Raw genomic sequence first — 24,540 nt, forward strand, 5'->3', positions numbered from 1 at the left:
TATATTTGTTCTTATATAAAAAAGAGAGCAGTGTATGGATATGGAACAGTTGTACGGTTATGTGCCGCGTGAATTGGTTACTTTTGTTTTAGTTACTTTGTTTTCATTGCTAATCGGACTTTCGCAACGTCGGATCAGTTTGAAGCGTGAAGGTGAGACTACTCTTTTCGGAACCGACCGAACTTTTACCTTTATCGGTATACTGGGCTACCTGCTTTATATACTTGATCCTACGGATATGCGCTTATTTATGGGAGGCGGAGCGGTGCTGGGATTGCTATTGGGATTAAACTATTATGTAAAGCAATCACAATTTCATGTCTTTGGCGTGACTACCATTATTATAGCCCTGATTACTTATTGTATGGCTCCTATCGTAGCTACCCAACCTTCCTGGTTTTATGTCATGGTGGTTGTGACAGTGCTTCTGCTGACCGAACTCAAACATACTTTTACGGAATTTGCGCAACGAATGAAGAATGATGAAATGATTACGTTGGCAAAGTTCCTGGCTATCAGTGGTATTATATTGCCGATGCTTCCTCATAAAAATCTGCTTCCGGATGTAAATCTCACTCCTTACTCTATTTGGCTGGCAACGGTAGTGGTATCCGGCATTTCTTATCTCTCTTATTTATTAAAGCGATATGTATTTCATGAATCCGGAACATTAGTCTCCGGTATTATCGGCGGATTATATAGCAGTACGGCTACTATCTCGGTACTTGCCCGTAAAAGCCGGAAAGCTTCGGAGCAGGAAGCTACTGATTATGTTGCTGCCATGTTATTGGCTATCAGCATGATGTTTCTGCGCTTTATGATATTGATACTTATTTTCAGTCGGGAAATCTTCTTGTCTATTTATCCGTATCTGTTGACTATGGCAGTGGTGGCAGCTATTGTGGCCTGGTTTATTCATTCCCGTCAAAAGCGTTCCAACGACCAGCCTGTCGAAGCGGAAGAGGATGATAGCAGCAATCCGTTGGAATTTAAAGTTGCTTTGATTTTTGCCGTACTCTTTGTCGTATTTACTTTCTTAACTCATTATACACTCGTTTATGCAGGTACAGGCGGATTGAATCTCCTGTCTTTTGTATCTGGTTTTAGTGATATCACTCCTTTCATATTAAACTTGTTGCAAAATACGGGTAGTGTTGCTGCATTGATAATTACTGCTTGTAGTATGCAGGCTATCATCAGTAATATAATGGTAAATATGTTTTATGCTTTATTCTTTGCCGGGAAAGGAAGTAAACTTCGTCCTTGGATTCTGGGAGGGTTCGGTGTGGTGATTGCTTGTAATCTTGTGTTGTTGCTGTTCTTTTATATTTAAAAAATAGAGTGATAGGCTATTTTTCATAGGTTCTAATTCTAGTAAATTGTTGTTTTGTCGAGTATAGTCGATGAAATAGGCTTATTTTTATCGATTATATTCGATAAAGCGAAAATGCTAAAGAGCTAGTAAAGGATTGATGTCTGAATATTAGGAGTGTGTATAGGATATGTCATTCTTTTTTTATTGGATGGCTACTGGATAGAAAATGAAGAGCAAATTTCATTAGAGAGGGAAACTTGCTCTTCATTAAATTTCAAGGTGGTACATTACTGAATGTTTCTAAGTAGTGATATAGCTTTTAATTACCATTTCCAGTTATCTTTGCTCTTTTCTACATTTTCTTCTATATCGGGAGGAAGATTGGGGAAAAAGTCAATTTCTGTTTTAGCTTCCAATTCATCTATGGTAACCTCATACTTTGAGAAGGGTTCCTTACTGTCATAAGATTTATGTTCAAACCAATATCCAATGGCTGAATATTTTCCATCTTTAAGAGATAAAAGGGCCATGAAATAATATTTGGGAACGGCTATCTTATGAGAACCGTCTGAAATATATTTTAGTATTTGGTCATCTTTAATTGTTCCGCCTTTAACTACATATAATGTATCTTTTGAGTTGGTAATGCTATACCCTTTACTTTGAACTTGTCTTTCTAAATTTAGCCAAATACCTCCGTTGAATCCATTTTGAATTTGTGGACTCATATTTGACATGTAGAATGTTTTTTTATTGGCTGATACTGAATACTGTCTGTCTTCGGAGGCGATTAAATGTCCTCTACTGTAATTAGAACCGGAAAATGCTTTTTCTCCAAGTCTGTATGCTGGAGGTAGTGAAAGGTCTTCTGTAAAGTCCTCATTCCTTCCGACATTTTTGTCAGAAGTAGCAGTGCTAAAAGTACATGCGACCCAACGAGAATGCATTTTGTTGCAGTCATACTCATAACTATAAGTAATAATCTCTTTATTATTTTCTTTGGTAGTGTGCGTGATGAATTTATACATATCTCCAGAACGTAAAGCTGGAATTTCGATTCTTCCTGCATACCCTGATGGATTAGGGTCCGGATCTGGATCCGGATTTGAACCATCGCCTGCTAATTGTTTGAGTATAAACTCTGCTTTTTCTTTTCCGGCTGTGATTGTAATAACGACACTTCGTTCAGCTCCGGTATTTGCTTTCATATATCCGCTGATTGAGCCGTTTCCGTTGCCGGATGTTCTACTCAATGTGCACCAAGTCTCACTACTTGAAGCCTGCCATGTGCCGTCAACTTTTACACGAATGATAAATCCGCCTCCGTTTCCATTGATTTGCGTTTGGTCAATAGAGGCGATTCCTTGATTCGTGTTGCCCGGATTATCAGGGAGTTCGGGAGAATCCTGTTCACTACATGAGATTGCTGTGCTACAGGTTATGAACAGGATGAATAGTTTAAATAATGCTTTTGTCATTTTATCTCTTTGATTAAATAAATAATAGTAGGCAAGTGATCGCTATATCCGTTTAGCCATACACCACCTGCTTGTGTCCGTTTAGGATATCCTTTGTATTTCCCTTCTTTTTGGAACATAAAATCACGGCGGAAAATTTCATGTTTATAGAATTTCAGTGTACTGCGGTCAGTACCTAATAGATTTCCGGTAAATACGATTTGATCGAACAAATTCCATTTACCTTTGTACATCAGAGTTCCGTATCCTTTCTTCAAAGTATCCCACCACGGATTGTACAAGTCTGTAGGACCTACATCAGCAGGTTTCCGCTTAGCTCCAAGTGCTACAGCCATACTTTTATCCATCGGGTCATCGTTCATATCCCCCATGATAACAATTTTGGCTGCGGAGTCTTCCCTTAACAGTGAGTCTTTGATAGCTCTTACCTGTTCTCCAGCACGTTCACGCGCTGGAGAAGCCGCTGCTCTTGAAGGCCAGTGATTGACGATAAAGTGCATCTTTTCTCCTGCAATATTACCGCTGGCAATCAGGAAACCGCGCGTCTTATGTATCGTGTCATTGATATATACATAAGGTACGAGCTTGCTATTCGTCAGTTCAAACAGTTTGGGATTATAGAAAAAAGCACAGTCTACACCACGTTGGTCTTCTCCTTCGTAGTGAACATACTGGTAACCTCTGTCCGCTAAAGCAGGTTGTTTCAGTATGTCTTCCAATACTCTGTAGTTTTCGATTTCAGAAACGCCGATAATGGCAGGGCCCATTGGTAATTTGTCGGTACTTAACAGACTTAATATTTCCGACATGTTTTTCAGCTTAGCCTTATACTTCATCGTATTCCACTGATTAGTACCGTTAGGAAGATACTCGTAGTCATTCTTACCTTCATCGTGAATGGTATCAAACAAATTCTCCATATTGTAGAACGCTACACTGTAGAGGGCAAATTTCTTTTCCTGTCCGTAGGCCATGAGGACGAAAAGAGTGAGTACACCTAAAGTAATTAAGCTTTTTTTCATCTTTAAAATTGATTTTAAAAGTGGGTAATTTGTCATTCGTATGACAAATATCTAAAAAGAAAACGGAAAAACCACCCTTACTAGTTACTTTTTTTGTAAAAAACATTGTTATTCATAAAATTCTTTGTTATTTTGCGTAACAACTTATTTCATTTGTATTGCAAAACGAAAGACCAATTAACATTAATATAAATTAAATTATGAAACAACGACTAGGGTTAGCGATCGTGCTATTTTGCTTAATGCCAGCACTTTTTGCACAGCAAAAGGCAAAGCAAAACGCCCGTGAGGACAATGCTTCTTTCATGTTTACAGAATCACAATTGAATGAGGATGATGATGCAGCACAGAGCACATCTGCATTGGTCACTTCTAACAATGATGTTTATCTGTCAAATGTAGGTTATCTGTTTAGCCCAATGAGATTTCGTGTGAGGGGATATGATTCCCAGTATAGTGACATGTATATCAATGGGGTACAGTTTAATGATGCAGAAACAGGACGTTTCAGTTACGGACTAATAGGAGGATTAAACGATGCTACCCGTAATAAGGAAGGGATCGGTCCTTTTGAAATTAACAACTTTACTTTCGGAGCCATAGGGGGAGCTTCCAATATTAATTTACGTGCCAGCCAATATGCGGCCGGTTCAAAACTAACCTTATCAGGTAGTAACCGCAACTATATCTTGCGTGGAATGTATACTTATTCTACAGGTCTGATGAATAATGGATGGGCCTTTACCGGTTCATTGGGATATCGTTGGGGTAACGAGGGAAATATTGAAGGAATCAAGTACAACTCTTTTTCTTACTTCCTCGGTGCTGAGAAAGTGTTCAATGATCGCCATAGTCTTTCTTTGGCAACTTGGGGAACACCTACAGAGAGAGGACAGCAAATGGCGGCAACTGAAGAAGCCTATTATTTAGCAAACAGTCATTATTATAATCCGAACTGGGGATATCAGAATGGAGAAAAACGAAATGCGCGTATTGTACGCCAGTTCGAGCCATCAGCTATCGCTTCCATGGAATTTCACCATTGATGATAATAAGAAACTGGTGACGAGTGCCGGATTCAAATATTCCAATTATGGCAAAAGTGCTTTGGGCTGGAATGGTAATGCAGCCGATCCACGCCCGGATTATTATAAAAAATTGCCTAGCTCTATCTTCGACGTGTGGGAATCCGTTCCTACTGCTGATGAACTGCAGCAGTTTAATGAGGTTACTGATAATTGGAAGAATAATAAAGCTTATCGTCAGTTGGATTGGGATGCTCTTTATTTTGCCAACAAACAAGCGAATGCATTAGGTAAAGAGACGCTTTATTATGTGGAAGAACGTCACGACGACCAGTTGGCTTTCAACTTGAGCTCTGTATTCAATCATCAATGGAATGAGCACAATAGCTACGTTGCCGGAATTGCAGTGAATACAACCAAAGGTATGCATTATAAGAAAATGAAAGACTTGCTGGGCGGACAGCTTTATACGGATGTCGACAAGTTCGCAGTACGTGACCATGGCGCTAGTTCCAGCATGGTGCAGAATGACCTCGATAATCCTAACCGTCGTATTGGTGAAGGTGATAAATTTGGTTATGACTATAACATCTATGTGAATAAGCAGAGCGCATGGGTACGTTATCAGGGTAATAATGGCGGATCATTAAATTATTTTGCTTCCGGTAAAATAGGATCTACACAAATGTTCCGTGACGGATTGATGAGAAACGGACGTGCGCCATTGAAATCACTTGGTAGTAGCGGTACGGCGAAATTTCTGGAAGGCGGTATAAAAGCTGGTCTGAATTGGGCTATCAATGGTAATCATTCCTTCACGTTGAATGCCGGATATGAAGAACGTGCACCGCTGGCTTACAACTCTTTCATCGCTCCGCGTATCAAGAACGACTTTGTGAGAGATTTGAAAACAGAGCGTATCATTGGTGGTGATTTGACTTACAACTTCAATACTCCTTGGGTGATGGGACGTTTGACGGGTTATTACACTCGTTTCCAGAATCAAGTAGAGATGGATGCTTTCTATAATGATAGCGAAGCACGTTTCACTTATCTTTCTATGAACGGTATTGAAAAGGAACATTGGGGAATAGAAGCAGCAGCTACTTTTAAATTGACAAGTGAACTGTCATTAACTGCTATCGGTACTTGGAGCGAAGCTAAGTATACCAATAATCCGGATGCTGTGTTGACGTATGAAAGTGAGAATGAGTCAAACCTCGACCGTGTTTATGCTAAAGGTATGCGTGCTAATGGCACTCCGCTTTCTGCTTATAGTCTAGCTTTGGATTATAACGTAAAAGGTTGGTTCTTCAATTTGACAGGAAATTATTATGACCGTGTATATATCGATTTCTCAAGCTATCGTCGTCTTGGCAGTGTATTGGATAAGAATGGTGCCGGTGTAGATGCTAACGGAAATCCGGTTCTCAATGTACCGGGTCAGGAGAAACTGGATGGCGGATTTATGTTGGATGCTTCTATTGGAAAATATATCCGTTTGCGCAATGGAAAGAGCATTAGTCTTAATTTGAGTTTGACTAATATCTTGAATAATACAGATTTGCGTACAGGTGGTTTCGAGCAAAACCGTGATGATAATTACAAAGACGGTGACGCACGTGTTTACAAGTTTTCCAAGAATTCTAAGTATTTCTACGCATTCCCGTTCAATGCTTTCTTGAACATTGGTTATAGATTTTAAGAATGTGTAGTTATCAATCCAAAACAAAAAGAAAGGAAGAAACAATTATGAAGAAATTACTATCTATATTATGTACCGGATTGCTGCTATGTGGCGCAGGTCTCACTTCCTGTGAGAACTATGATGATCCGGTGACGGGAAATGCTTATGGCAATAATTCGATTCCGGAAGGACGTACGATTTCAATTGCGGCATTGAAAGAGAAATATAATGATTTCATCGATACAAGCAAAGACACTTATACGACTATCGAAGGTGAGACACGTATTGAAGGAGTAATTACCTGTGATGATGAAAGTGGAAACTTGTATAAGAAGCTCGTGGTGGCAGATGAAACAGGAGCTATCGTTATTGGTGTTAATGCAACCGGATTGTATGCATTCTGCCCGGTAGGTCAGAAAGTAGTGATTGACTGTAAGGGTTTGCAGATAGGTAGCTATCGTAAACAGGCACAGATCGGAACTGTTTATAATAATTCTGTAGGACGTATGCCAGAGTATGTTTGGAAACAACATGTACGTTTGATAAACGAACCTAAGTTGTACTATTCGGAATTGACGCCGATTGAAATTACTACTCCTGCTGATCTTGCTGCTATAGATTTGAAGGAAGCTCCTGTACTGGTTACTTTCAAAGATGTAAAACTTTCCGAAGCAGATGGAACAGCTACTTACGCTCCAGGAGATGAAGGTTCGGTAAAGCGTTATTTTACTTATGCTGACGGTACGCAGAGTGGAAGTAATCTATTCCTTTATACCAGTGCTTATGCAAATTTCTCAATGGAAGTAATGCCACAGGGCAGTGTAAATATTACAGGTATTTTATTGCGTTACAATAACCAATGGGAGGTTGTTGTCCGTACTTTAAGCGATATCAAACGAAATAATTAATTCAATTAACACATATAATTATGAAAAAGATTCTAAATGCTTTATTCATGACACTGCTTGCGGTGTTCACATTTAGTTCATGTAGTGATGTACCGGCTCCTTATGATATATTGGGAGAAGGTGATGTTCCAGGGTTGACGGGTGATGGTACTAAAGAGAATCCATATAGTATAGAAGCAGCACAACAGAAACAAGATGGTACAATTGCTTGGGTGCAAGGATATATTGTAGGTACTATAGAAAATTATGAAGATCCTTCTGGAAGTGCAAAATTTGCAGCACCATTTACGGCTAAGAACAATTTACTGATAGCAGAGAGTGCAACGGAGACGAATGTGAAGAATTGTGTTTGTGTGCAATTAAGTTCTGGAACAGAGCTGTATTCGAAATTAAACCTTGCAGAAAATGCTGCTAATTTGGGGCATATTCTTGCTATTCAAGGTTCTTTGGAAAAATTCCTATGGCTTTCCGGGGGTGAAGAGTACAACTGCAGCGACATTAGATGGTAAAGATGTTGGTGGAAGTGGTGAAACAGATCCGGATAATCCTCTTGGACTAGATGATTCTAATCCTGTGAATTCATTCTCTGCTACTTTCGATGATGCAGTAAATAATAACGATTATCTTTTGGCAAATTGGTATAATGTAGCTGTTACTGGTGGCAGACGTTGGCAAGGAAAAGTCTTTAATGCAGATAAATATATTCAGGCAACTTCTTACAATGCTTCAGGTAGTAGTTTTGAATGTTGGTTTGTAACTCCAGCTTTCAAGGTTGATGAAATTGCAGATAAGACAGTTTCTTTCAAGTGTGCAGTTTATAATTATGCAACAGCAGCTGCTAACTCTAATTTGGAAGTTTATTTCTTGAAATTAGTAAATGGTAAGATGGAATCTAATAAACTGACAATTGACGGTATGCCTACAACTGATAATACATGGGTATCATTGGAAGCTAAGTTGGATAGTTATGCAGGTCAAACAGGTTTTGTTGGATTCAAATATACTAGTACAAGTAGCACAGAAGCTTTAAGCTATCGTTTAGACGATATTCAAGCAGGAAAAGGCCAAGGTGGTGGAGAAACTCCGGGAGAAGGTACTGAATTGTTAACTAATGGAGGATTTGAAAACTGGACAGATGGATATCCGGTAGGTTGGAAATCTGTATCTACTGCAGGTAATGCAACTCTAGAACAGTCTACTGATAAACGTAGTGGTACATATTCTGTTTTAGTAAAGGGAGATCCGTCAAGCAATAAGCGCCTTGGCAGTACAGAAATGACATTGAAGGCTGGCACTTATGTGTTCTCTGCTTATTTTAAAGCAGCTACAGCGGATAAGGCTGGTGCTCGTTTGGGTTATGTTCCAATTGGTGATGACGGCACTCCTGGAAATTATGCATATGATGCTGATTATGTAAATGATATAACTAATACAGACTGGGTCACAAAAAGTTACACATTTACTTTGACAGGAGAGCAAAAGATTTGTTTGGTTGTTATGAATCCTAAAAGTCCAGGAAAAGATTTGTTGATAGATGATGCTAGTTTAAAAACTGAAGATGGAGGCATTGTAGGAGGTGGAGGAGTAGAGCCAGAACCAGATCCGGATTTAGAACCATATGAAAGTGATATCGTTATGCCTACCACTTCTGACTCTAAGGTTGATTTCTATTATAATTGCACTATAAATGGCTTTGCCAGTTTAAAATTAGGAAAAAATGGCACTGCTGGAACATGGACATCTGACGCTTTAGGAGTTGTAAAGACGAAATTGTCTTTTTATTCTGTTGCGTGGACTGGTAAGAACGATACAAGTCTAACTGTAGAAATTGTAGGTGGGGGTACTTTTGAAGGTGGTGAGGTTTCAAAGACGGTGAATTTGGCTGCAAACACAGGCTTTTCAGGCTCAGGAAGTACTTTTACAATTGTACCCGTTGTTGATACAGATTATCATGAATATACTTTAATTGGTACTACGGCTAATTCTAAGATTAAGTTTTCGACCGACAAAGAACGTGGAGCTGTTTTTGGCGTTAAGGTAAAGTAATAATACTAAGCTAGTATAGCAAAATATCTCAAAGAGGGAATGTTTTTTCTCTTTGAGATATTTTTTTCTTTTCCTTTTATATAGGGATATGTATCGTAGATTATCATAAGAATTGAAATATGAAATATTTAGAAAAATATCTTTTATTGAGTCTGTTGTGCATAAGCTTTTACGCTTGTGATAAAGATGAAAATAATAATTCCAATAATTTTGCCACCGGCATCGTAGAACTCCCTGCTCTCCGCAATGGTGCAAACGATGTATTCATAACCCACTCTACTACTTTCAACGGGCAGAAAGTAACCTCTTTCAGTATGGAATACGATAAGAGTAAGAAACATTCTCGTTGGATTGCCTTTCGATTTGACAATCAAACAAAGCAACAAAATGTATCACGTAGTGATGAGCCTTTTGATGCAGATCCTGCTATCGGCTCACAATACCAACGTGTGCAAGCCGATTTTGGAAAACAAGGTTATGATAGAGGGCATCTTTGTGCTTCTGCCGACAGACTTTATTCGCGTGAGGTGAATGAACAGACCTTCTATTATACGAATATGAGTCCTCAACGAAATAAATTTAATACAGGTATATGGTTGACTTTGGAGGGACAGGTGCAATCATGGGGACGTAGCTGCACATCTTCAGATACCTTATATGTGGTAAAAGGAGGAACGATTGATAAGGAAGATCAGATCAGAGGATATATTAGTAACGACCTTAGCAAACCTATTCCTAAATATTATTATATGGCTTTGTTGTTTAAAAAAGGAGATTCATTCAAAGCAATCGCTTTTTGGATGGAGCATACTGACACTCCGAAATCAACAAAACTTGTTGACTATGCATTATCCATAGATGAACTGGAAGAAAAGACAGGAATCGATTTCTTTCCGAACTTGAATGACAATTTGGAAAATGCGCTTGAGGCTACATATTCAACAAAAGCATGGCCGGGATTGGAATAAGATTGCCACGTTAATAGTAACACTTTCTTTTCAAGGCAGGGTATACTTCAGACTTCTACCACCCATTTTTCAATATTACGGGTCTTCTCACTGAAGTTAATCCCTATCTTGAATAGTTTCCGCCCATCCGCTTCGAAAGGTAGCGCATAGCGTTTGTCGTTAATCTGCTGTAAAGCCTCTTCTGCCGTGCCATTCAGCTTAAATTCCATAATATAAATGAATTTGTCTGTCTGCAGGACAAGATCTATACGCCCTTCATTGGTGTGGTATTCTACCTTAGTATAGAAACCAACCAGCTTGAAAACAATGAAAAGCACGTTCTCATAATGTAATTCCTGCTCTCGGATAACTTCGTAAGTCGTATCGGCGAAGAAACTCTGAAGGCGGTGGAAGAAAGAATTGTAGTCTCCGGAACGCACTTCATGGACAAACTTTTGAATTTCAAACGGAGATTCTACCTTATTCACATTCGCATAAAAAGGCAGTAGAAAACGAATAAAGCCTTCTTCTACTTCACGATTGGGGAAACCTAAACGATATATCCCAAATTCTCCATCATACCCTTTGATCGTGAGATATCCGCTTTGGTAAATCACCGGAATCGGGTTGGTTGATTCGGAGTCGATGCTGTTTAATACTTGTGCATCGGTTTCTTCGTGTGCCATCCGTTCCAGATCATAATGATGCTTTTTCAGTAATTTCACCAGATAGGTAGGTGTGCCTGTTTCAAACCAATAACTACCGAATTCTTTATATTTGAAAGCATTAAGCAGACTAAACGGATTGTATATGCCGATAGAATTGTGTGTAAAATGATAGCCGTCATAAAATTCCTTTAGTTTGGAACAGAGTTTGTCATATGACAAACCTTGCGTCTCTGCAAATTCATGAAGTTCGATATCCAAATTTTCATGAAGCTCTTGGTCGCTGATACCGCAGATTTCAACATAATCTTTCCGCATCGATATGTCGTCCAAGTTATTTAAGTCGCTAAATACACTAACTTTGCCGAATTTAGTTACACCGGTCAAGAACGCGAACTTTATGCACCCATCCATTGTTTTGAGTGCCCCGTAGAAAGGTTTTAAGGTATCCCGGAATTGCTTTTGCAATTCTTCGTTGCCGATGGCTTGCAACATGGGTTTGTCGTATTCATCTACCAAAATAACTACACGCTGCCCTGCCTGTTTGCAGGCGCGTTCTATGATGCCGGCAAAACGCAGGGAAAATGAGCGCTCGGACGGTTCGGAACCATAGAGCTTTTCCCACGCAGTCAACGATTTATCGAGTATATTACCCAGACTTTCCGGTGTGTCGTATTTTTCGATATTAAGATCCAGATGCAATATCGGATATTTGGTCCATTCCTTTTCCAGCTTTTCTACTGCCAATCCTGCAAACAGTTCCTTTTTACCTTGAAAATAGGCTTCCAGAGTAGAAATAAGCAGACTCTTCCCGAAGCGGCGTGGGCGACTTAAGAAATAGTAGCTACCGGTTTTCACCATTTGATACATCAATGCCGTTTTATCAATATAGAAATAACCGTCATTACGAATCTTTTCGAAATTCTGTATGCCAATGGGATAAATTTTAGTGCTCATATACTCCGGTTTTATAAATGAATTACACAAAGGTAATAAATTTCCGGGTACTTCATCGCTTTTAGAAAAAGGAAAGTATGAGTATAGTCGCTTTTAACTGAATGAAGTGTAGAAAACAGTACGCCCTGTTTGAAGTCTATATTTTAATGCCTATATTTGTCTACATTTCAATTTTATAAGGATAGGCATTATGGATACTACTTTCAGAATATACCCGATAGGGATACAGAATTTTGAAGACTTACGCAATAATAATAATGTCTATGTAGATAAGACGGAGTTGATTTATATATAGTTAGGTGAAAGGATATCTTATATTCTAATTTCTCTCCCTGTTGATTTCGTCAATTCCTCTTTCAACCTATCACCATCATCCTGAAACTCTTTATTCATCGTATTTACAGAGCGGTGATAGGTCATTCCTAACCTATCACCGTATCTTTCACCTATCACCTTGTAGAAAAACGTATATTTATGTTCTTTTCGGCTTGATTCGGACCACTTTATAAACATTCCCGCGCTTGGTATGTATAGAAGGCACTTGATTCTTTTGCAATATTCTTCCGAATTGAATAATATTGCAATCGGATATATGAATTCTACTGTCGTGTTGCACCTGTTCCAGTATCTCAATAGCAAGAAGTAACTCATATTCTTTGTCCTCTTCTTTAGCAGTCCGGAAAAATTGGTGGAATAACTGCTCCGCAATGGGAACTACTTGAAATTCCTGATTGGCTTCGGTCATCACCTTTTCATCTTCAGTGTCGAACCAGTAACGTTCTCCCCTGTAAATATCGTGCATTGCTTGCGCATAAAGTTGTTCGTAATCAATTGGAGAACAGTCAATCGGACCGGTCACATTGATAACAATGTAGCGTCGGCTTCCGGAAGTGTCAGTCAGTAAGTCCTTGTGGTTGCTTGTTCCTATAAATGAAGCGTAACGGCGCATCTCTTGTGTGGCTGTGCCGTGAGGACGACGGATATTAACCACGGGCTTTTGCAGGATATGTTTCAGGAAAGCCTGTTGATTTACTCTATTCTGATCGAACTCGTCCATGTTGATGAGCGCAAAACGGTTTAGAGCCAGCTCGGCATCCCTTTTATTACTGAAATCAATGCGGTCGGTGTAATATATCTGTAATTCCGGCGGCAACAAACTCCGGCAGAAAGTCGATTTTCGATAAGCTTGCGGTCCGACAAGTAGCGGTACTGTACAATTGGCATACTTTCGATCGGTGTGACGCCAATGTTCCACCATATTTAGAAACCAGCGGTAAAACAGATCCGGCCAGTGAGCGTTGTTGCAGGGAACACGGGAAGCCAGTTCACGAATCCGGTCGCGTCCGTCCCAACGGACATCCACTCCGAAAAGAAAATCCTCAATAGGGCTGAATATCGGGATGCGGTCGGAATCGAGGTAACGGATCACGTCCCGGTCCCATAGGTTGAGGCCCTCCAGACGTGCGTTCATGGCGATACTGTTGCGTATACGGTTGGTGATGGGGCGGAAACAAAAACAAAAGGTGTTCCGTTCGCGAAATTCCGTAACAGTCGTCATTGTGTTGTAACGAAATTCGTATCGGCGTTGCATAAACTCTTCCGTTCGAAATTCCAGTTCCTGTTCGGTTGATAAAGGTGATTTTTGTCCGAATCCTTTGGCTCCTGTATATACGTTCTGTATGGTTTGCCGGATGAGAAATTCTTTCTTTTTGGTGTAGAAATGAGCGATTGCCCAACGGGCTGTTTCTTCTTCCGGTATGCCTGCCTGAAAACAGTTTTCCCCCAGATGGACCAATAATGGCTTGAGATCTTCGTCGGAATGTAGGTGTATGTTGGGGTGAAGTTCGCTTAATGAATGGTAAGCCTTGTTCAGTGCTGCTTCGAAGAGTGCGGACAAAGTGTCAAAGCTGTCATAACCGGGAATCAGCCGTTTGAAAGGAGATGTTTCTGCTTGTACGGATTCTTTGTAGGTTGTGTCCGATGGCATTTCCAATGGCTGACGCATATAAATGACGGTGGAGTCGGGATTATAGTAAAGTTCCGGATCACACGTTTGCCGGCAGAATTGCTCCAATGTCGGATTTTTCAGTTCGATGGAGTAGGAGAGTGCCGGTTGATAAAGGCTGACGGCTTTTCTGTAGGCGTGGGCTTGGAATATTTCTGCTTCTTCCCGGTCTTTAGGAAGTGATTTGTCCGGGCGGGTGAAGCGTAGCCATATTTTTACGGAATGACCGCTGGAACCCATAAAGGCGGCAAAAGTCTGTGTAAGTTCTGCTGCTTCCTGTTTGATACGGTTTACTTCCGTCCGGTTTGCCAGATGGTTTACTTCTATTTGCACAATGCCGTTATATCCGGTCATTTGTGCGCCATTTGTTGTTTTGCGGAAGTTAGCCGCAGGGATGACTTTGGGTAGTTTTTGAGCAGCTTCCAGTTTGCTGTCCGGTGAGGCATAACGTATGCTTGTCCGTAGATTACTTATCGGGCGGGCTTTCGTTTCATGCTTCATCGCTTCTATTTGTAGGTTTATGTCCAACGTCCGCATGGTTGATGTTCCGTTGTTGTCCCGCATCAAAGTAAGTTTCATGTTAAAAGTGTTTATTGTTATGCCTCTTTATTAAAGGCTCATAAAGATAGGCTTTATTATCCGGTTTGCCAAGTTATATCGTACTTATTTATTGTTTATTTCATGGGGCGGATTCTGTTCCTTTATGTGGTCGCAAAATTCTATTGTGAAGAGAGCTTATCGCATGAATATACTAAAATGAAGAATGTAGTTCATTACGGGATAAAAAATGTTTCATGCCTCAAAACACTTGGTTTCAAGGCTTGAAACTCTTGTTTCCCCGGCTTGAAACTTTAGTTTCACCATGGGGAAACTTTGGTTCCATCAGCAGGAAACTAAAGTTTCTAGGCTTTGAAACTAAAGTTTCTAGCCTTTGGAACTAAGTGTTTCAAGCCTTGGAAACAAGAGTTTCTAAGTATGAAACAAAGATTACTCCTTATTAAAATGACTGTTTGCTATAGGCTTTTTTCAAAAATCAAGCGGTGATAGGTGATAGATGTGGTGATAGGTTAATGACAACCTGTCACCGTTCTGAAAGTACGATGAATAAAGGATTTGGTGATGCCGGTGATAGGTTGAAAGAGGATTTTCATTTTTATGTATGAGAGAGTTTGATGGATATACATAACTTCCAGCATTTATTTCCATATTTCTATCACATTTAGAAAAATATGTATATCTTTGTCATGTGCTTTCTGCTCATCAGCGTGATGAAACTAGCGGGAAGCAGTATATATTACTAAATTGAGTATATGTGTATTATCTCTCACCTCTAAAAATAGCAAGTTTAAGTAAAGAGAGATGATTCGACAGATACTCCACGTGAACGGCTGTATATCAACATATCCGTAAAAGATGTGTTATATATAAACGATTGACGTGGGTGTCTGTTGTTATCATTGTCTTTTACGAGGGTATTGCTAGCCTTAGAGGTAGATAATGGTGCAACAGCATTCACGTCTTTCTTGTGTCCGGTCGGTTATGATTACCCCAAAAAGTCTAACCTAAACAATTCCCCGTCCGCCCGAAATACAGAAAACGTGAATGCCCGTTGCTCCACATAAACAAAATAATATTCAATCTTTATTGTGGAACACATTAAAACAAATGTATTATGTCGAAATGGATTAGCGTAGAAGAAGCAGCGGTCAAGTATGGAATTAACAAAGAGGTAATCTGGCTTTGGGCGGAGATGAAAAGATTCCCTATGTCATATGAGGGAGCTATCACTGCTGTTGATGAAGAAAGTCTTGAAGGATTCCTGCATCAGAATAAGGATCGAATTACAGCCGAGTATATCGACACATTGGAAGAGCTGTGTATTGGAAAGACAAAGATTTGTCTTTTATATGCTGAAATCATCGGTTATCAAGACAAGGAACTTCTGAATCAAAGGGAGCAAATCGCCCGGATGAAAGAAATACAAACTGTTATAAAAAGGCAAAACAGCCGACTCCGGGACTGCGAAAAAGTGTTCACGGAATATGAAGAGAACTTTAGTTTCTGTTGGATTGGAAGAATCTGCGCTAACTTAAGGCGGCTGATACGGTTGATACGACGGTAAATATTATCCATCTCATTTATTTAAAGATACCCCTGAACAGAAATGTTTAAAAATACTATAAATATACTGTCATAAGATTTTTTATCCATTCGTTTTATATTCTTAACTCCGAAAAATTCGTAAGCGTTGATAAACCAATTACTTTTGGCTCCTGATTTCGCAGCATTTTTGAATATTCTGCGTCTAATAAACATAAACTAAATATTTCTAGTCATGAAACACAGACTGTTACTACTATTGCTATTCGTGTTCGCCACGTCTGTGGCTGGGTGGGCACAAAAATCCACGGCTCCTTCTTATACCATCAAAGGAGTGCTTCTTGATTCTTTAACACAAGAAGGAGAACCGTATGCCACGATTAAGATTACTCCCAAAAATGCTCCGGATAAAGCTGTAAAGATGGCGGTCACAGGGGCGAATGGTAAATTTCAGGAGAAACTGAATGTCGCTGCAGGCAGTTATATAATCACGATTTCTTCCATTGGCAAGTCGCCTATAGTAAAAGAGTTCACTTTAAAACCTTCGGTCAGGGAGATTGATTTGGGAACGATGATTTCTTCAGAAGCCAATAATGTGCTGAAAGGAGTGGAGGTTGTTGCACAGAAACCTTTGGTGAAGGTAGATGTGGATAAGATCGAATATAATATTGAAGATGATCCGGATTCAAAATCGAACAGTATATTGGAGATGCTTCGGAAAGTCCCTCTGGTCACGGTGGATGGAGAAGACAATGTGCAAGTGAACGGCAGTAGCAGCTTCAAGATCCATGTGAATGGAAAGCCCAATAATATGATGAGTAATAATCCGAAGGAAGTACTGAAAAGTATGCCGGCAAATACAATTAAATATATTGAGGTGATTACTTCACCGGGAGCCAAATATGATGCGGAAGGTATCGGAGGTATTTTGAATATCGTCACAGTGGGTACCGGATTTGAAGGATATACGGCTACTTTCAGAGGAAATGCCAGCAACAACGGAGTAGGCGCCGGCACTTATGCAATGGTGAAGCAGGGCAAACTGACGGTTTCTGCCAACTACAACTATAATTATAATAATAGTCCGCGCAGCTATTCCGACAGTTACCGGGAGAATTATGAACCTGATAAGGAGAATGAAAAGTTTCTGGAATCGGAAAGCAGTTCCAAATCGAAAGGTAATTTCCAGTATGGCAATTTAGAAGCCAGTTACGAGATTGATACGTTGAGGCTGCTGACTGTGGCTTTCGGAATGTATGGTAGCAATGACAAAAGCAACAGTGGCGGAACTACGATTATGCACGGAGCTGATCGTCAGGATTTTGCATATCGTTATAGAACGGACAATCATGGAAAAGGATCATGGTATTCCATCAACGGTAATATAGACTATCAACGTACTTCCCGGAAGAACAAAGAACGGATGATTACCCTTTCTTATAAAATCAACTCCCAACCTCAAACGAATGATTCCTATAATACTTATCTGGACATCGAGCCTGATGAGAATAAACTGGAGATCATCAAAGAACTGTCATTGAAGAATTTCCATTCGGACGGAAAGACGAACACAATGGAACAAACTTTCCAGGTGGACTATACCACTCCGATTGGAAAGTTGCATACGCTTGAAACCGGTGCTAAATATATTTTCCGGCGCAACTCCAGTGATAATCGGTTTTATGACACCGAAGGGGAAAGTGAAAACTATGCATATAATGAGAAACGTAGCAGCGAGTACCGCCATCTGAATCATATCCTTTCCGCTTATGCCGGATATACGCTGAAATACAAGGATTTTACTTTCAAACCGGGACTTCGTTATGAGCAAACCATACAGGAAGTGAAGTATCTGGTCGGTGCAGGCGAGAATTTCAACTCGAACTTTAGCGATCTGGTTCCTTCCGTTTCCTTGGGAATAAAACTAGGTAAGACGCAGAACCTTCGCGGCGGATATAATATGCGTATCTGGCGACCGGGCATTTGGAACTTGAATCCTTATTTTGATAATCAGAATCCGATGTTTATCAATCAGGGAAATCCGAACCTGAAGAGTGAAAAGAGCCATTCGTTTGATTTGTCTTACAGCAGTTTCACCGCCAAGTTCAACATCAATCTCTCTTTGCGCCATTCTTTCAATAACAATGGAATTGAAAGAGTCAGCCGCCTGATTACCGATAAAGACGGAGAAATATTTGAAGGTGGTCATAAAGCTCCTTATGGGGCTTTGTATAGCACGTATGATAATATTGGCAAAAGCCGGGAAACTGGATTGAACTTTTATCTGAACTGGAATGCTTCTCCCAAAACGAGGATTTACATCAATGGGCGTGGAAATTATAGTGATTTGCGGAGTCCTGCCCAAGAGTTGCATAATTATGGATGGAATGCCTCTGCGTATGGAGGTATTCAGCAAACTCTACCGGGAAAAGTCCGTTTGAGCTTGAACGGAGGGGGAAGTACACCGCGTATCAGTTTGCAGGGAAGAGGTTCGGGATATAATTATTATAGCTTGGGATTGAGCCGTTCTTTCCTGAAAGAAGAACGTCTTTCTTTGAATATTTATTGTAGCAATATCGTAGAGAAATACAGAACTTACAATAATCACACGGAAGGAGTTAACTTTATCTCGAAAAGTTCGAGTAAATATCCGAGCCGGTATTTCGGCTTTAGTGTCAGCTATCGGCTTGGAGAGTTGAAAGCCAGTGTGAAGAAAGCTGCGCGCAGCATCGACAATGATGATGTGAAAGGTGGCGGAGAAAGTGGAAACACGGGTGGCGGAGGTGGTCAGTAGACCACTTCCACGCACCGTAGTTCCCATTTATTTCTGTCTCACGTCTTGCTTGTTGGTGTTAAAACCAAGTTTGGTCAATCCGGCTTGTACGTCAGGATGGCTCATGAAAAGGTTCCATAACAACCCTGTCCGGTAATTTTCGATCATTACAGCGATAGGTCCTTGGTCGATAGCCAGATACCGTTGCGGATACCAATTATCCGTTTCGCTGAAAGCATCATAGAATCCGAAAGGACCGAACACTTTATCCCCCATGCCATACAAATGGCGCATTACCTGCATGGAATACTCCGGTGTATAGACAATCGATGAAAGTGCGGCGGTAGGGGAGATGACTCCTTTGTCGTCCTGCTCGTTGGGTGAATGAGCTGCATATCCATCGACGGAGTAACTGGCAGTCAGTCCCCAACAATCCGGTCCGAAACCTTTGTAATGTTTGGGGTTGCGGATGCAGTAAGCGCGGTTGACTAATGTCAGGTTGCGCATCTCGTGGAAGTAGCTGGGGCAGTATTCATCTTTCAATCCCACCGGATCAAGTCCGAGGAAAGAATATTGAGCCCAGAAAAGCGGTCCGGCTTCCGTGCCCTGATAGCGGAGATGCAATTCGATTCCTTCTACTTTGTGTGGAGAGACGATGGCTCCGTTCTGTGCCCAACCGTCATGATAAACGGCTGCAGGTACTCCATGTGTGGGAGAAGCGGCAGCAAGAATATACATAATCATACATTCGTTGTAACCGTGTACGGGGAAATCCATTTCCCAGCCATACGTCGGACTCCAATGCCAGTAGAGGACATTTTGCCCGCCTTTCCGATACCAGTTCCAGTCGACATCCCGCCAAATCCGGTCGATACGTTGAGCGAGTGCTTTCTCTTTCTCATTTCCGTTGACGTAATATTGGTGCACGGCAAGCAGACCTTGTATGAGGAAAGCTGTCTCTACCAGATCGCCTCCATTGTCTTTCTGACCGAACGGTTTCACCTTTCCGGTATCACCATACCACCAGTGGGGGTAGGCTCCGTGGAAACGGTCTGCTTTTTCGAGGAAAGAAACGATGCGTTCCATCCGTGCCCGTCCCTCTTCGCGGGTGACGTAGCCGCGGTCGATTCCCGCAAGGATAGCCATGATGCCGAAACCGCTGCCGCCGGAAGTGACTACATTGGCATCGTTTTCAGGATATACGCCGTCCACATGATACCGTTCGGGAGCCAGACCGCTATTCGGTTCGGCACCTTCCCAGAAATAGAGGAAAGTCCGTCGCTGAACGGTGTCCATCAGGGCGTCGTCCGACAGCGAGTCGGTGGCGGCAGTAAGGTTGTCATTCTTGCTTTTCCCTTTACAGCTTTGGAAAGTCAGGGCGATGGCGGATAGAAACAGTAACATGAGCGGAAGTGCGCTCATCACTGCGATTCTTTTATATTTATCGTTCATAATCAAGGTCATAATTTATAGGATTAGGCACGGATTACACGGATTTCACGGTTTTAGGAATTGTGGTTACATAAAACAACAGCGTAATCCGTGTAATCCGTGCCTAAAAGTTTAGTTCAATGTAAATTTCGCAGTTTTCACATCCCGGCTGTTCGTGCCGATCATCACTTCAAAGTCGCCCGGTTCGGCAACCAGTTGCAGGTCATAATTATAATACCGTAGCATTTCCGGTGCAATCTTGAAACGGACAATCTTCATCTCTCCCGGTTCCAGGAATATTTTCTGAAAGCCTTTCAATTCTTTGACGGGACGGGTGCTGCTGCCTACAACGTCGCGGATATAAAGCTGTACTACTTCCGTGCCGGGCCATGTGCCGGTATTGGTAACTTCCACTGCTGCGGTCAATGATCCGGTCATGTCCATGCTGGAATGGCTCAAGTCGATATCACTGTAAGAGAAAGTAGTATAAGAAAGACCGTAACCGAACGGATAAAGCGGATCATTATCCACGTCGAGATAGTTACTGCGGAATTTCTCAAACCATTTACCTTCTTTCAAAGGACGTCCGGTATTCTTGTGCGCATAATAAAGAGGTATCTGGCCTACGTTCTTCGGGAAAGTCATAGTCAGTTTACCACCCGGATTGACATAACCGAAGAGGGCGTCGCCAATGGCGTAAGCTGCTTCACTACCTCCAAACCATACATTCAGAATGGCGGGCACGTGTTCCTGTTCCCAAGTCAACGTAAGCGGACGACCTGTAAATAATACCAGTACTACCGGTTTGCCTGTCTTTAAAAGCTCTTTCAACAGATTTTGCTGTACATCGGGAATGTTTAAATCCGTGCGGCTGCTACTTTCACCGCTCATTTCGGAAGATTCGCCTAAGGCAGCGATGATAATGTCCGACCGGCGGGCTACGTTCAACGCTTCCATCCAACAATTGTTGGTCGGTGCGGTTATCGCGGTTCAGGGAACGGCCGAACATCGTTGCCCGTTCTTCGTAACTAGTATCACTAATCAGATTACTTCCTTTGGCGTACATGATATTCGCTTTTCCGGCAGTCATCTCTTTCAGTCCTTCCACGAGAGAAGGGCAGCGGTCGAGCACGGCTGCTACGCTCCATGTACCCGGCATATTACTCCGGCTGTTTGCCAACGGACCGATCACTGCAATATTTCCTTTCGGATTGAAAGGCAGTAACGGATTTCCGTTCGGATTGCCGTCGGGACTGTCGTTTTTCAGAAGAACGAAACTTTCTGCTGCAATACTGCGGGCTGCATCGCGATGCGCTTTGGTAAAGATATCGCGTGCCGGACGTTTCGGATCGCAATATTTATAAGGATTATCAAACAATCCCAGTTTATATTTGGCTTCCAGAATACGGCGGCAAGCCGTATTCAGCGTTTCCATAGAGACTTTTCCTTCCTGAACGGATTTCTTCAATGTCCCCACAAAGCCTTCGCTTACCATATCCATATCCACTCCGGCATTGATGGCACGGGCAGATACCGTTTGAAGATCACCGATACCATGGTCGATCATTTCTGAAATACCCGTATAATCGGTTACCACAAAACCGTTGAATCCCCACTGTCCGCGGAGAATGTCTGTCATCAGCCATTTGTTGGCAGTGGCCGGAATACCATCCACTTCATTAAAAGAAGCCATCACGCTACCTACACCTGCTTCAACGGCTGCTTCCATACGGCAGCATATAATCATTGAACATCCGCTGCCGGCTCATATCTACGGTGTTATAGTCACGTCCTGCTTCTCCCGCACCATATAGTGCAAAATGCTTTACACAGGCCATGATTTCATCATTCCGTTCCATGTTCTTCCCCTGATAGCCGCGCACCATCGCTTCGGCAATCATAGCTCCGAGAAACGGGTCTTCGCCGCTGCCTTCGGACACACGTCCCCAACGAGGGTCGCGTGAAATATCCACCATCGGGCTGAAAGTCCATGAAATGCCGTCGGCACTGGCTTCTACGGCTGCAATGCGGGCCGATTCCTCAATGGCTGTCATGTCCCAAGTGCAAGACAGGCCGAGTGGGATAGGGAACATCGTTTCGTATCCGTGAATGACGTCCATACCGAACAGCAATGGAATTCCTAAACGGGATTGTTCCACAGCCTGCTTCTGTACTTCACGTATTTTCTCCACTCCTTTCAGGTTGAACAACCCTCCCACTTCGCCTTTCTTGATTTTAGCGGCAATATCGCTGCTTTTGGCTTGTCCCGTAGTAATCTCTCCGGTGACGGGGAGGTTCAACTGTCCGATCTTTTCTTCCAAAGTCATTTTGTTCATCAATACGTCGATGAAGCGATCCATATCCTGTGGCGACTTCTGTGCCGATGCGGTCAGAAAACCTGCGGCAAACAACAGGACGGATAGACTTAACTTTTTGTATATCATGCTATTATTTCTACTTTTATATCCATTCATATAAAGTCCTCCCTATATGTTGAATGTCCGGCACCGAGGAGGACATCGTTCGGCACCGGGAAACTATAGTTTCGGCACCGAGGAAACAACCGTTCGGCACCGAGAAACTTTTTTATTGATAGTCGGGGTTCTGTACCAGTACTCCTTTAGACTTGTCAATCTCTGTTTGAGGCAATGGCAGTAATGCGTTTTTGTCCTGATAATTTGTTTTACCGGCTGCGTGCAACACTTCCTTTGCAATACCCCAGCGAACAAGATCGTAGAAACGGTCGAATTCCATTCCCAGTTCCACGCGGCGTTCGTGGCGGATGGCATCACGCAATTCTCCCTGGTCGGTGGTCGTCACTTTAGGCAATATATTGGTATTGGTACCTCTGGCACGTGCGCGGACCTGTTCCAAATAGTCGATTGCTTCACCCGGGATTCCTTTTTCGTTGGCCGCTTCAGCTCCCATCAATAATACATCTGCGTAGCGGATCAAACGAATGTTTACCCAGAAGCCCTTGTTGGTATATTCTTTACGCAAAGCCGGATCGGTATATGCTTTCTTATTGAAGTAAGCCCCTATTGCCGGGGAAACCGGAGATTCGCCATAAGGCTCATTGGTGTTTTCCGGAGTGATAGGATCGCTGTCCGAGTGGCGGAAGTAGAGTAGGGTCGCGTTTTTACGTGGGTCACCCTGCTCGTAAGCTTGTGCCATATTTTCTGTTGCCATGTGCCATCCCCAGCCCAAGTCCCATTGACCTGCTCCGCGCACACCCTGCACTTCACAAAACTGGCTACCGATAACGGTACTTTGAGGAAGGGCGGCAGTGGCTGTACATTGAAGTTCGAATATAGAACCGCCGTTGTTTTCACCGTCATCCGTGAAAATCTCGTTATACGGAGTTTTCAGGTTATAGAGTCCCTTGCTGATGACATCGGTGGAGGCTGTGTACATATTGTCCCAATCGTTGCGCATCATATAAGTACGTGCGTGTAAGGAACGGGCAGCTCCCCAAGTCAGTCGTCCGGTGTATTCGGTACTCCAAGTTTCCGGCAATGATTCTTCTGCTGTTTTCAGGTCCTTGTCAATCAGCTCATAGATTTTATCAGTGGTTGTCTTCGGGATATTGGCTTCCGATGCATCGTTGATTTTATAAGTCACCAAGGGGACTTCACCGAAAGCTCTTACCAAGTTGAAGTAGCAATAAGCACGGAAGAAAGAAGCTTCTCCCTTATTGATAATATCTTCAGCTTCTGTCTGTCCGGCTGTTTCTTTTTCTGCAATGGCATCAAGAATGTCATTGCATTGGTAGATGATGGCATAATTCTGCCCCCAATAAGCTCCTAGCAGACCGTTGGTCGGCGTATACACGAAATCGTCATACATCTCGGCTACATCAGAACCATCGCTGGCGATACTTCCCTTTTCCGAATCTTCCGAACGGAAACAGTGGATGGCAAAAGCGGGAGGTCCGGCAGTGACATTATAGTTACGCATCATCGTATAGACATTATAAATCTTACCGTTGACCAGTGCGTTCGGATTATCATCTTCCGTGAACTGTCCTTGTGGACTGCGATCCAGAAAGTCGCTACAACTGCCTAGCGATAGTGTGGCTGCAGCGATAAAAATTGAGTATATATATTTATCTAGTTTCATACAATTATAGTTTTAAAGATTAAAGTTATATTCCGCATGAGAAAACTTGCCCGTGACACTCT

At 41.9% G+C, this 24,540-nt stretch carries 13 protein-coding genes and 3 pseudogenes; 9 read left to right on the forward strand and 7 right to left on the reverse strand.

From position 1 onward, the window contains the following. Window positions 1-40 precede the first annotated feature (40 nt). A complete protein-coding gene (locus tag NXX38_RS08930; RefSeq protein WP_195648964.1) occupies window positions 41-1,333 on the forward strand; it encodes a DUF4010 domain-containing protein in 1,293 nt (430 codons plus the stop codon). 305 nt (window positions 1,334-1,638) lie between these two features. Here NXX38_RS08930 and NXX38_RS08935 read toward each other — a convergent pair whose 3' ends face one another. Both NXX38_RS08935 and NXX38_RS08940 read right to left on the reverse strand, forming a co-directional pair. Then, window positions 1,639-2,793 carry a DNA/RNA non-specific endonuclease gene (locus NXX38_RS08935; RefSeq protein WP_258979272.1) on the reverse strand — a complete coding sequence of 385 codons (1,155 nt, stop codon included), beginning with the start codon at window positions 2,791-2,793 and terminating at the stop codon, window positions 1,639-1,641. Continuing rightward, window positions 2,790-3,815: an endonuclease/exonuclease/phosphatase family protein gene (locus tag NXX38_RS08940; protein WP_258979273.1), complete on the reverse strand. Its 1,026-nt coding sequence runs from the start codon at window positions 3,813-3,815 to the stop codon at window positions 2,790-2,792. Before NXX38_RS08940 ends, NXX38_RS08935 begins: the two co-directional genes overlap by 4 nt. Window positions 3,816-4,015: 200 nt before the next feature. Between NXX38_RS08940 and NXX38_RS08945 the strand changes: the two are divergent. From NXX38_RS08945 to NXX38_RS08965, 5 genes and pseudogenes are all read left to right on the forward strand, one after another. Continuing rightward, window positions 4,016-6,545, forward strand: a pseudogene (locus tag NXX38_RS08945) (TonB-dependent receptor). 47 nt (window positions 6,546-6,592) lie between these two features. Next, entirely contained in the window at window positions 6,593-7,435 is an 843-nt protein-coding gene (locus tag NXX38_RS08950; protein ID WP_258979274.1) for a DUF5689 domain-containing protein, read from the forward strand. A gap of 20 nt (window positions 7,436-7,455) precedes the next feature. Continuing rightward, entirely contained in the window at window positions 7,456-7,944 is a 489-nt protein-coding gene (locus NXX38_RS08955; RefSeq protein WP_258979275.1) for a DUF6359 domain-containing protein, read from the forward strand. After that, window positions 7,910-9,481 carry a choice-of-anchor J domain-containing protein gene (locus NXX38_RS08960; RefSeq protein WP_258979280.1) on the forward strand — a complete coding sequence of 524 codons (1,572 nt, stop codon included), beginning with the start codon at window positions 7,910-7,912 and terminating at the stop codon, window positions 9,479-9,481. The genes NXX38_RS08955 and NXX38_RS08960 overlap by 35 nt, the downstream gene beginning before the upstream one ends. 119 nt (window positions 9,482-9,600) lie before the next feature. Continuing rightward, window positions 9,601-10,449 (forward strand): DNA/RNA non-specific endonuclease, encoded by an 849-nt coding sequence (locus NXX38_RS08965; protein WP_148364076.1) that lies wholly within the window; start codon window positions 9,601-9,603, stop codon window positions 10,447-10,449. A gap of 47 nt (window positions 10,450-10,496) precedes the next feature. On the opposite strand, the gene NXX38_RS08970 is transcribed toward NXX38_RS08965, so the two are convergent. Further along, complete coding sequence (locus NXX38_RS08970; RefSeq protein WP_258979284.1) at window positions 10,497-12,050, reverse strand: ATP-binding protein; 1,554 nt, start codon at window positions 12,048-12,050, stop codon at window positions 10,497-10,499. 190 nt (window positions 12,051-12,240) lie between these two features. On the opposite strand from NXX38_RS08970, the pseudogene NXX38_RS08975 reads away from it, so the two are divergent. After that, a pseudogene (locus tag NXX38_RS08975) lies at window positions 12,241-12,339 on the forward strand (AAA family ATPase); the annotation flags it as partial. 183 nt (window positions 12,340-12,522) lie between these two features. Here the strand turns inward: NXX38_RS08975 and NXX38_RS08980 are convergent. Then, window positions 12,523-14,634: a BT4734/BF3469 family protein gene (locus NXX38_RS08980; protein ID WP_258979285.1), complete on the reverse strand. Its 2,112-nt coding sequence runs from the start codon at window positions 14,632-14,634 to the stop codon at window positions 12,523-12,525. Between the two features lie 1,093 nt (window positions 14,635-15,727). Between NXX38_RS08980 and NXX38_RS08985 the strand changes: the two genes are divergently transcribed. Both NXX38_RS08985 and NXX38_RS08990 read left to right on the forward strand, forming a co-directional pair. Beyond that, on the forward strand, window positions 15,728-16,177 hold the full coding sequence (locus NXX38_RS08985; RefSeq protein WP_148364073.1) for a hypothetical protein: 450 nt from the start codon (window positions 15,728-15,730) through the stop codon (window positions 16,175-16,177). Between the two features lie 213 nt (window positions 16,178-16,390). Then, the gene (locus NXX38_RS08990; RefSeq protein WP_258979289.1) at window positions 16,391-18,949 is read left to right on the forward strand and encodes an outer membrane beta-barrel family protein; all 2,559 of its coding nucleotides are present in this window, start codon (window positions 16,391-16,393) and stop codon (window positions 18,947-18,949) included. A 27-nt stretch (window positions 18,950-18,976) separates the two neighbouring features. On the opposite strand, the gene NXX38_RS08995 is transcribed toward NXX38_RS08990, so the two are convergent. The 3 genes and pseudogenes from NXX38_RS08995 to NXX38_RS09005 all read right to left on the reverse strand — a co-directional run bounded on the left by NXX38_RS08995 (window position 18,977) and on the right by NXX38_RS09005 (window position 24,478). Next, the gene (locus tag NXX38_RS08995; RefSeq protein WP_148364071.1) at window positions 18,977-20,380 is read right to left on the reverse strand and encodes a glucoamylase family protein; all 1,404 of its coding nucleotides are present in this window, start codon (window positions 20,378-20,380) and stop codon (window positions 18,977-18,979) included. Window positions 20,381-20,491: 111 nt separating this feature from the next. Next, window positions 20,492-22,803 (reverse strand): annotated as a pseudogene (gene bglX, locus NXX38_RS09000) (beta-glucosidase BglX). A 142-nt stretch (window positions 22,804-22,945) separates the two neighbouring features. Beyond that, the gene (locus NXX38_RS09005; protein ID WP_148364069.1) at window positions 22,946-24,478 is read right to left on the reverse strand and encodes a RagB/SusD family nutrient uptake outer membrane protein; all 1,533 of its coding nucleotides are present in this window, start codon (window positions 24,476-24,478) and stop codon (window positions 22,946-22,948) included. Window positions 24,479-24,540: the final 62 nt, after the last annotated feature.

This window comes from Bacteroides sp. BFG-637, assembly GCF_024793605.1.
In the GTDB taxonomy this organism is placed as follows: domain Bacteria; phylum Bacteroidota; class Bacteroidia; order Bacteroidales; family Bacteroidaceae; genus Bacteroides; species Bacteroides vicugnae.

Excerpts from the sequence above, each read along its gene's own strand:
- NXX38_RS08930 (WP_195648964.1), top strand. The coding sequence starts at position 41 with ATGGAACAGTTGTACGGTTATGTGCCGCGTGAATTGGTTACTTTTGTT.
- NXX38_RS08935 (WP_258979272.1), bottom strand. The coding sequence starts at position 2,793 with ATGACAAAAGCATTATTTAAACTATTCATCCTGTTCATAACCTGTAGC.
- NXX38_RS08940 (WP_258979273.1), bottom strand. The coding sequence starts at position 3,815 with ATGAAAAAAAGCTTAATTACTTTAGGTGTACTCACTCTTTTCGTCCTC.
- NXX38_RS08950 (WP_258979274.1), top strand. The coding sequence starts at position 6,593 with ATGAAGAAATTACTATCTATATTATGTACCGGATTGCTGCTATGTGGC.
- NXX38_RS08955 (WP_258979275.1), top strand. The coding sequence starts at position 7,456 with ATGAAAAAGATTCTAAATGCTTTATTCATGACACTGCTTGCGGTGTTC.
- NXX38_RS08965 (WP_148364076.1), top strand. The coding sequence starts at position 9,601 with ATGAAATATTTAGAAAAATATCTTTTATTGAGTCTGTTGTGCATAAGC.
- NXX38_RS08970 (WP_258979284.1), bottom strand. The coding sequence starts at position 12,050 with ATGAGCACTAAAATTTATCCCATTGGCATACAGAATTTCGAAAAGATT.
- NXX38_RS08980 (WP_258979285.1), bottom strand. The coding sequence starts at position 14,634 with ATGAAACTTACTTTGATGCGGGACAACAACGGAACATCAACCATGCGG.
- NXX38_RS08985 (WP_148364073.1), top strand. The coding sequence starts at position 15,728 with ATGTCGAAATGGATTAGCGTAGAAGAAGCAGCGGTCAAGTATGGAATT.
- NXX38_RS08990 (WP_258979289.1), top strand. The coding sequence starts at position 16,391 with ATGAAACACAGACTGTTACTACTATTGCTATTCGTGTTCGCCACGTCT.
- NXX38_RS08995 (WP_148364071.1), bottom strand. The coding sequence starts at position 20,380 with ATGAACGATAAATATAAAAGAATCGCAGTGATGAGCGCACTTCCGCTC.
- NXX38_RS09005 (WP_148364069.1), bottom strand. The coding sequence starts at position 24,478 with ATGAAACTAGATAAATATATATACTCAATTTTTATCGCTGCAGCCACA.